The organism is Sulfitobacter sp., assembly GCF_036961165.1.
Classification (GTDB): domain Bacteria; phylum Pseudomonadota; class Alphaproteobacteria; order Rhodobacterales; family Rhodobacteraceae; genus Sulfitobacter.
In genome coordinates, this window is record NZ_JBALVJ010000112.1 from 1 (window position 1) to 7,991 (window position 7,991).

Annotated in this window: 8 protein-coding genes and 1 other annotated feature; of the genes, 5 read left to right on the top strand and 3 right to left on the bottom strand. The window is 53.4% G+C overall.

Annotated elements, in window-relative coordinates:
- Positions 1-541: 541 nt before the first annotated feature.
- The 3 genes from V7730_RS21095 to V7730_RS21105 all read left to right on the top strand — a co-directional run bounded on the left by V7730_RS21095 (position 542) and on the right by V7730_RS21105 (position 3,040).
- The gene (locus tag V7730_RS21095; RefSeq protein WP_335749529.1) at positions 542-1,405 is read left to right on the top strand and encodes a hypothetical protein; all 864 of its coding nucleotides are present in this window, start codon (positions 542-544) and stop codon (positions 1,403-1,405) included.
- Between the two features lie 97 nt (positions 1,406-1,502).
- Positions 1,503-1,748: a helix-turn-helix domain-containing protein gene (locus V7730_RS21100; RefSeq protein WP_137193494.1), complete on the top strand. Its 246-nt coding sequence runs from the start codon at positions 1,503-1,505 to the stop codon at positions 1,746-1,748.
- Entirely contained in the window at positions 1,748-3,040 is a 1,293-nt protein-coding gene (locus tag V7730_RS21105; RefSeq protein WP_335749530.1) for a type II toxin-antitoxin system HipA family toxin, read from the top strand. The genes V7730_RS21100 and V7730_RS21105 overlap by 1 nt, the downstream gene beginning before the upstream one ends.
- A 176-nt stretch (positions 3,041-3,216) precedes the next feature.
- Here the strand turns inward: V7730_RS21105 and V7730_RS21110 are convergent, their stop codons facing one another.
- Positions 3,217-3,708, bottom strand: a complete 492-nt coding sequence (locus tag V7730_RS21110) for a hypothetical protein (RefSeq protein WP_335749531.1) — start codon at positions 3,706-3,708, stop codon at positions 3,217-3,219.
- Positions 3,709-3,802: 94 nt separating this feature from the next.
- On the opposite strand from V7730_RS21110, the gene V7730_RS21115 reads away from it, so the two are divergent.
- Both V7730_RS21115 and V7730_RS21120 read left to right on the top strand, forming a co-directional pair.
- Positions 3,803-5,037 (top strand): IS3 family transposase gene (locus tag V7730_RS21115; protein ID WP_335749532.1). Its coding sequence is split into 2 segments (ribosomal slippage): positions 3,803-4,097 and positions 4,097-5,037, totalling 1,236 coding nucleotides; the frame shifts between segments, so codons are not numbered across the junction.
- Positions 4,090-4,205: a sequence feature (AL1L pseudoknot), on the top strand. (Overlaps the previous gene by 116 nt.)
- A gap of 418 nt (positions 5,038-5,455) precedes the next feature.
- Complete coding sequence (locus V7730_RS21120; RefSeq protein ID WP_335749533.1) at positions 5,456-5,602, top strand: hypothetical protein; 147 nt, start codon at positions 5,456-5,458, stop codon at positions 5,600-5,602.
- 324 nt (positions 5,603-5,926) lie between these two features.
- Here V7730_RS21120 and V7730_RS21125 read toward each other — a convergent pair whose 3' ends face one another.
- Positions 5,927-7,294, bottom strand: coding sequence for an exonuclease domain-containing protein (locus V7730_RS21125; protein ID WP_335749534.1), 1,368 nt, complete (start codon positions 7,292-7,294; stop codon positions 5,927-5,929).
- Positions 7,295-7,372: 78 nt separating this feature from the next.
- On the bottom strand, positions 7,373-7,991 hold a 619-nt coding region (locus V7730_RS21130), incomplete at its 5' end, for a hypothetical protein (RefSeq protein WP_335749535.1).

Here is a 7,991-nt window from a genome sequence, read left to right on the forward strand (position 1 = left end):
TCTTTCACAAGTTGATCCACCTTAACTACTGGTCCGAATTCCCGCGACCACCTCTATATTACAGGAACGGCCAAGCAAATCTTCTTCCCACACGACAGGCATCTTCCGAAGTGTCGCATGGCTCTTTTTACCTGAAAAAGGTAGTCCAGCTCACCCCATCGGGCCGCGGGGCCGAGCCCATGCCACAGCAAAAATCACAACCGTTCTGTAAACCAGTGTAAACTGGCACTTAGGCGGCAAACAGAAATCACGTATGTCATTGAAAAATATGGAGGCGAGTAGGAGAATCGAACTCCTGTACACGGATTTTCAATCCGGAAAATTTCGTTGATTTCTCAGGAAGAAATTGTAAACGGACTTGTTTCGTTCACGGTCACTTTTCAACAGGTTACGAGCGCGACGTAAACGGTTTTTCGCAGGCCAAAAGGCAAAGAAAAACCGCTGAGGGGGCGGCCACCCACCTCAACGGCATAGAAGGATTTTTCTACCCTCATCACTACCCGATTTTCGGTCTGACCTCAAGCCAATTGGCGCTGCGATCATGAGTTGGCGTATCGCAAATGAATGCGCTGAGCGCCGCTTTGGCAGTGCCGCACGCAAGCAAATTATTATGTTTCTGGCTGACAAGGCGAGCGATGACGGCTCGGGCATCTGGTGCTCAAAAGGAACGATCCAGCGCCACACAGAGCTCAGTGAGAGCACAGTGAAGCGCACGATCATCGACTTCCTGCGGGAGGGTATTTTGATCGAGACAGGGCGGCGGCACTGCAAGAACGGCTACACTGTCATTTACCGCATTGTTCTCGAATGCGTGGCGGCGATGGAACCCACTGCGGAACCCGATATCGAGACGGGGGTCACTGTGAACCCCGTCCAGCCTGAACCCGGTACGGGGTCCACGGTGACCGGGGTACGGGGTTTACGGTGGACCCCAAACCATCCTAAAACCCTCCATAAACCACCTACGCGCAGGCGCGAGGTGACGGAGGAGGTTGAAAATCTTGAATTTGAGAAGGTCCTAGCCGCTTATCCCGAAGACAGGATCCGAGACCGGCGGACCTGCCTGCGCCATATTGCGGCGGCTGTGAAGACTGGCGTTAAGCCCGATAATCTGTTGAGGGCCGCCAAAGCCTATGCTGCTGAGACCGAAGGCTACACGCGCAGCAAGGTCTTTTTCTCGGACAATTGGTTCAAGATGCGCCGATGGGAACAAGGACTTGCCCAGATACAGGCCGACCGCGAGAAGGCGCGAGAGGCCGAAGCGAAAGGCCGCGCCAACCTCGCCGCTTGGATCCATGAGCGCCATCCCCTGTGCCGCCATATCACCAATCGGCAGATTGAGGATCTGATCGCCTCAAAGCTGGTGACGCCAGAGCAGGTGCGTGCAGCGGAGCTTTCGGTGTGAGTTCAGTTTGTGAATTACGCTATAGCGTAAAATATGTAAATTTACGTTGCGGCGTAATTTATTTTGATTTACGCTGTGCCGTAAAAGGAGCCGCATCATGGACCTCACAGCACGAACAGCCGAACAGATTGGCGAAGCACTCCGCCGAACCCGTAAGGCGCGCGGCTGGACCCAAAGCGATATCAGCGCGCGCACCAATTTGCGTGTCGCGACGATTTCATCGCTCGAGAATGGCGATGCGGGCACCAAGCTGGCCACGGTGCTGGCCATTATGGCCGCGCTTGGGCTCGAGTTTCGGTTGGTTGAGCGCGGCGGATCGCTTGAGATTGAGGACATCTTCTGATGGCGAAGCACGGGCGTAGCGGCACAATGCAGGTGCTTTTGAATGGACGGTTGGTGGGGGCCCTACGTCTCGCGGGGTCTGGCGCGATTAGCTTTACCTATGATGCAGAATGGTTGGCATGGGAACATGCCATGCCCATCTCGCTTTCGCTCCCTTTGCGTGAAGAGGGACACCAGGGCGGGCCAGTCATCGCCTATCTGGAAAACCTCCTTCCAGACAATCAGGCGATCCGAGAGCGCGTTGCGGCGCGGGTTCGTGCGGGCGGCACTGATGCCTGGCACATGTTGGAGAAGATCGGGCGCGACTGCGTAGGGGCGTTGCAATTCGTCTCGGGCGATTTTTCCGAGATGGGCGCACTCGAAGGTGAACCTGTTATGGAAGCACAAATTGCGGACATGCTGCGCAATCTGACGAGCGCTCCTCTAGGGTTGAAGGAAGATGATGACTTTCGCATTTCCATCGCAGGTGCGCAGGAGAAAACCGCGCTGCTTCGCCATGAGGGTGAATGGATCCGCCCATCGGGCTTGACCCCCACGACCCATATCTTCAAGACCCAGCTCGGTGTGCTGCCAGGTGGCATCGACCTGTCCGACAGCGTCGAGAACGAATTCTTCTGCATGAGTTTTTGCCGCGCCATGGGCATGGATGTGGCAGAGGTCGAGATCGTTGACTTTGAGGATGTGCGCAGTCTTGTGGTGACGCGGTTCGACCGACGCTGGACCAACGACGGCCGGTTGATCCGCCTCCCGCAGGAAGACTTCTGCCAGGCCCTCTCGGTGCCGCCAAGTCAGAAATATCAAATGGATGGCGGGCCGGGGATCACCGAAGGTATCAGCCTGCTGGCAGGCAGTGACGACCCCGAGGCCGATCAGAGCGCCTTCTACCGCGCGCAGGTGCTGTTTTGGCTCTTAGGGGCGACAGACGGGCATGCCAAGAACTTTAGCATTGCACTGCGCCCCGGGGGTTTCCGTATGACTCCGCTCTATGATGTTCTGAGCGCTCAAAAAGCTGTGGATGATGGCCAAATCCGCCAGAATCGGATGCGCCTCGCCATGGCAGTGGGCGGGCACTATCGAATCAATGAGGTGGTGCCGCGCCACTTTCTGCAGATGGCCAAGGCGGCGGGGTATGGTGTTAAGCTGGCTGAAGAGGTTCTGGCGGAAATAGTGCCGCAGCTTGAACCTGCCTTGGAAAATACCGTGGCCAACCTGCCAACTGGGTTCCCAAAACTGTTGGTCGAGGCGGTTGCCAACGGTCTCCGACGTCGGGCCAACGCATTCCAATCGATATGATCCTCAGGTCATATCTCTGCTTTATTATCTGAGGATCATATCGCCTGGATAAGCTGGCTAATCAACGAAGAACCGTCCTATTTCTTAGGTTCAGGTTTGGCGAGGCGGTTCAAAAAGTCCAAGGTGAAACGCCACTGTGATTGGTTCTAAGCCTGATTGTTGTTTTGATGCAGCTACTAAGCTATCGCTTCGATCAAAGGCAACCGTCGCATCGTATTGACTGGATATGTCAGGTCGAGGAGCTTGTTGACAGTAAAATCAGCTTCTAACCGACGCATATTCTTTACGGATTGGCGATGGTCAATTTCGTTACCCAAAACCTTATCAAGAACCACTTTGTAGCGGAGAGGAGAGGCGAAATTTGGTTTCAGTGCTAGAGAGTGGTTTGCGTGCGCCACAGCTTGCTCGTAATCAGCATTGGATACAGCCGCCATGCAGGCAAAATGCTGAAAGTAATATGCATAGTTTCCACGTTGCGAGAGACGGACAGATCGCATCGCGGCGTGATAGCTCTGCTCAGGTTGCTGATCCACAGCCAATATGTTGGAAAGAACTGCCCAAGCGAGCGGGTTGCTTCGTTCTTTGTCAATGCATCCCTCTGCAATTTGTAACGCCTCCGGCACTCTAGATTCTTGCAGATACCGGTAATGGGCGGTGAGGATCTGCACCGTTGTGCTGTTTGGCGACAGGTACAGTGAACCGCCCCCAGTTTGAACCGCCCCCAGTTTGCCGGAGGCTCCAAAGTAAGTATGGATGGAGCCTATGGAAAAAAGTAACAGAGCAAACAGGTTTTCGACCGAGGTGCGCGCACGCGCGGTTCGGATGATTTTGGAACATGAACACGAGTATGCCAATCAATCTGCAGCGATCATGGCCATCGCGCCAAAGATCGGATGTGGCAGAGACACGCTGCGGCGTTGGGTTAAACAATCCGATATCGATAGCGGGCGCAAAGAGGGTCAGACCTCTGATGAGCGCGCCCAGATTAAAGCGATGGAGCGCGAGATCCGAGAGCTTCGCCAAGCCAATGAGATACTGAGAAAAGCCTCAGCGTATTTTGCACAGGCGGAGCTCGCCCACCCGTTCAAACGATGATTGCCTTCATCGAAGATCATAGAGATGACCTGGGTGTCGAGCCGATTTGCAAGGTTTTGCCAATTGCCCAGTCAACATTTCAAGCGCATGCCGTCATTGCGAGAGACCCTGATTTGGCGTCGGATCGTGCCAAACGAGATGCAGTTCTCAGCCCCGAGATCAAACGTGTCTGGGAGGAAAACAATGAAGTCTACGGCATCCGAAAGGTCTGGCATCAACTACAACGTGAGAAGTTCACTATCGCACGCTGCACCGTGGCCAGGTTGATGAAACGCTTTGATATTCATGGGGTTATTCGCGGAAAGGTGCAGAAGACAACCGTGCCGGACAAGAGCCAGCCATGTCCGAAAGACAAGGTGAACCGCAAGTTCCGAGCCCCGGCACCAAACATGCTTTGGGTTAGCGATTTCACCTACGTTTCAACTTGGCAGGGCTTCGTCTATGTGGCTTTTATCATTGATACCTTTGCAGACAAAATCGTCGGATGGCGTGTATCGAGTTCACCCAAGACTGATTTTGTTCTCGACGCTTTGGAGCAAGCACTGCATGATCGCCGCCCCGTTCACAAAGGTGGCCTCATTCATCACTCCGACCGCGGTGGGCAATATTTGTCCATTCGCTATACTGAGAGACTGGCCCAGGCGGGGATCGAACCATCGGTTGGCAGCGTTGGAGATTCCTACGACAACGCTTTGGCCGAAACGATAAACGGCCTCTACAAAGCCGAGGTCATTCACCGACTGGGCCCCTGGAAAACCATGGCCTCAGTCGAATGGGAAACGCTCAAATGGGTCGACTGGTTCAACAACCGCCGCCTGCTGGAACCCATCGGATACATCCCGCCAGCAGAAGCAGAAGAGAGGTACTATGCGCAGTTCGGCACATTAGATATGGTCGCATAACATGAAGTAATCAGCCTCCGGTAAACTGGGGGCGGTTCATCCTCCATTGACATCCTGTCATCTCCAAAGTCGGGCGAACGCGTCCTAAGCAGTACGACCCGTTGACCATTTCGCCGGTTCATGATGTGGGCATAATACTGTTTGGAAGAGTTGACCAAACCAAGGAAGAACTATTCTGCTGTTTCGGTTCAGGTTTGGCGAGGCAGCCAGTCTGGTGCAGCCATAGCCGGATCCTCAGCGCAGTGTTGCTGATTGCTGAACATAAGCGGGCAGCCATGCAAGACGCGGTGTGAGCACCGCTTCAACAGGAAAACTCCCCTGCGCTAGCGCATTCCTCGCGAGCCAATTTTCCCGCTGACATCCCCTTTGTGCCCACTTTGTGCAAGTTCATCGAAACACTCAAAGTGAGGATCAAAAAATGGCTACTCAAACACTGAAACTGAACGTCAAATCCGGAGAGAAAGACGGCAAGAACTTCTGGGACCGCTGCGGCGTCCTCTTCGTCAACACCGATGACACCGGCAACATCACGTCGATCAACGTCAAACACAGCATGTTCCCCTAGGTCGAAATGGTCGCCTTCCCGCGCCGCGACAACGATCCGGTCACCGAATGACTGGTGCGCCGGGGCGAGAAGCTCGCCCCGGCTTTCCCTCGAAATTTCAGGGGTATGCCGACCTAAGTTAAGGTACACGAGTACGAAAATCTCAACAACATTCCAGGCGTGTGCTGTTATTTGAACTTTTAAGTCGTGCTTCAGCCCGAAGGTGATGAGCGCTCTATCGTTCTTGTATTTTGGACCCATTCACTACAGTACTTCTGGTGGGTTAGAACCTACACAACGGATCAAAGAGCGGTTGCGCTGACGCGCTCTCACCGTTGGCGCAGCTTATGAGTCAATTTCTGAAATCCTTGCGTGGTAAAAATCTTGAAGTGCACAAATCTGATCCATGTCTAGCTCCTCACCACTGACGATCTCGTGGAGTTGTTTTTCTACAATAGCCTTTGTCGTCCATGGCGTGGATGGCTCCTTGGTAAGCCAGCGGTCGCGGATCGCGTCGCTTGCTGCTGATCGATATTTCTTAGATGTGAACTCTGGGGCGTTGGAGAAGATAAGCCGCATACCCAGTTGCTTGAGGCGGAGGTCGTCTAGTTGAGCGACGATTTGAGCGCGGTCACGCCAATCGGCGGTCTCGAAATCTTCAAGGACCCGTTTGTCACCGGCGTTGTAGAATCCGTCATAGATCAACTGTTCGACGTGTTGGGCTGGCTCTTTGTCCGCATAGCGGTCGGCCAAAGCTTGTCCCACACGTTGATGAAATTCAGGATGCGCAGAAACTAGCCGGGCAAGCGAGCCATGCGCAGAGCTGGGGTTGGCTACAAGAAAGACGTTCGGGACCTTGTTTATCGCAATCGTTCGTATCAGCTTGGGTGATGCAGCAACCGCTTTGGCAAGATCTTGATCGTCGGCATCGATGATAGAAGCATCGCAAAGGTCCAGATCGAGAAATGCAACAGAGTTACTGTTCTGCGGGTTTATGCCTGCGAAAACACCGAAATAGGATCGTGGTGGTGCCGCGCCAAATCGTTCGATCAGGCATACTGGATGCCCGCTTTGTAGCAATCGGTCAACCTCATGCTTGTCGCGGTTCAACAAGCATTGATCCCAGACGGCAGGAGCACGCTTGCGAATAACTGATGCGATATGGATCGTCGCCTTTACGTCGCCGAGGGCATCGTGGGCGTCATGATTTGCAAACCCGTTTTCGGGAGCGAGGCGATCAAGTTTAATGCTTTCGCGCCCAAGATCATCAAGTGGCCATTTGAGGGCGTCTGGCTCGCGATCCCTTACTGCGTAGATCACCTTCATGAGATCGAGGCGGTCATTGTTGGCAAACTGGGTTTGATATAAATTGGGATGAAGATTTTGATAAAACGATTGCCTGAGAAACTCTTCGTCAAATGCAAGTGTGTTGTAACCGGCCCATGTCGCTGGAGCCCAGCGTTTGATCAGGTCGCTTATCTGATGTGAAAACTCGAACCATGATGGAAGGGCAGGGTCCACCAACTGATCTGGCGAGATCCCTGTCACAGCAAGCGCCCATGGTGCCGGAAGAATGTGCGGTGCCAGTCTGCAGCGAATATCCACGCGCTCGACCTCGTTCAGGTCGTTGTCTGTCAAGATCGCCGCAAACTGTAGGGGCTGGTCGAAAGCGGGTGATGTCCCCGTGGTTTCAAGGTCGTAAAATGCGAACATGCGTGTCTAATACCCGTCTCTTTCTGGCCAAGCCTACATTCTACCAACCATCGCGACGAAAGCCCAATTGCGTTTCATCTAGCTAGGAATCTTTACGCCAGCCTTGAGGAGGGTCTGAGCAAACTCCCGGAAACTCGGTCCTTCATTGTTGAAATTAAGAGTGTTCAGATCCAAGACTTCCTGATCAAACGCTTTCTGTGCCGCTCGTCGAGGATCAGCATCTGTCATGTAGCGAGATTTTAGATAAAGTAGCCGAACGTCATTGTTTGCAGAATGGTCGATGATGGAAACATCAAAAGTGTCGAACTCGACTTTCACCCGAGTCATCAAACGTGGGAGAAATGATGTCTCAAAATAGGCATATGTCAGAGCAGTTAGCTTACGGCTGTTTATGTGTATTCTTAGCAGAGTTGTTTCGGACAGATCACCAGCCAGTCGTTCCGCGAGTGCAACATACCCTCGAAGCCTGACGGACAGTTCCTGGAGTCTGTCAGCGGAAAATTGGAATTTGCCGTGTTCTAAATGTCCGATCCTGGCAGCGGCTGCAGCTGCGGCATCTTCTAAGAGCAGGTCTTGATTGCCGATAGAATAGAGAAGCTCTTGTCCAGATTCCTGCGCTCGCTTGTGGCTACCGAAGAAAGCCCGTTTGTAAAACGCACAGCAATAATGGGCCGCAGAAACGGCTGCGACATAGCGC

Bases quoted from the DNA above. Each gene is read 5' to 3' on its own strand.
- V7730_RS21095 (WP_335749529.1), top strand. From the start codon at position 542: ATGAGTTGGCGTATCGCAAATGAATGCGCTGAGCGCCGCTTTGGCAGT.
- V7730_RS21100 (WP_137193494.1), top strand. From the start codon at position 1,503: ATGGACCTCACAGCACGAACAGCCGAACAGATTGGCGAAGCACTCCGC.
- V7730_RS21105 (WP_335749530.1), top strand. From the start codon at position 1,748: ATGGCGAAGCACGGGCGTAGCGGCACAATGCAGGTGCTTTTGAATGGA.
- V7730_RS21120 (WP_335749533.1), top strand. From the start codon at position 5,456: ATGGCTACTCAAACACTGAAACTGAACGTCAAATCCGGAGAGAAAGAC.
- V7730_RS21125 (WP_335749534.1), bottom strand. From the start codon at position 7,294: ATGTTCGCATTTTACGACCTTGAAACCACGGGGACATCACCCGCTTTC.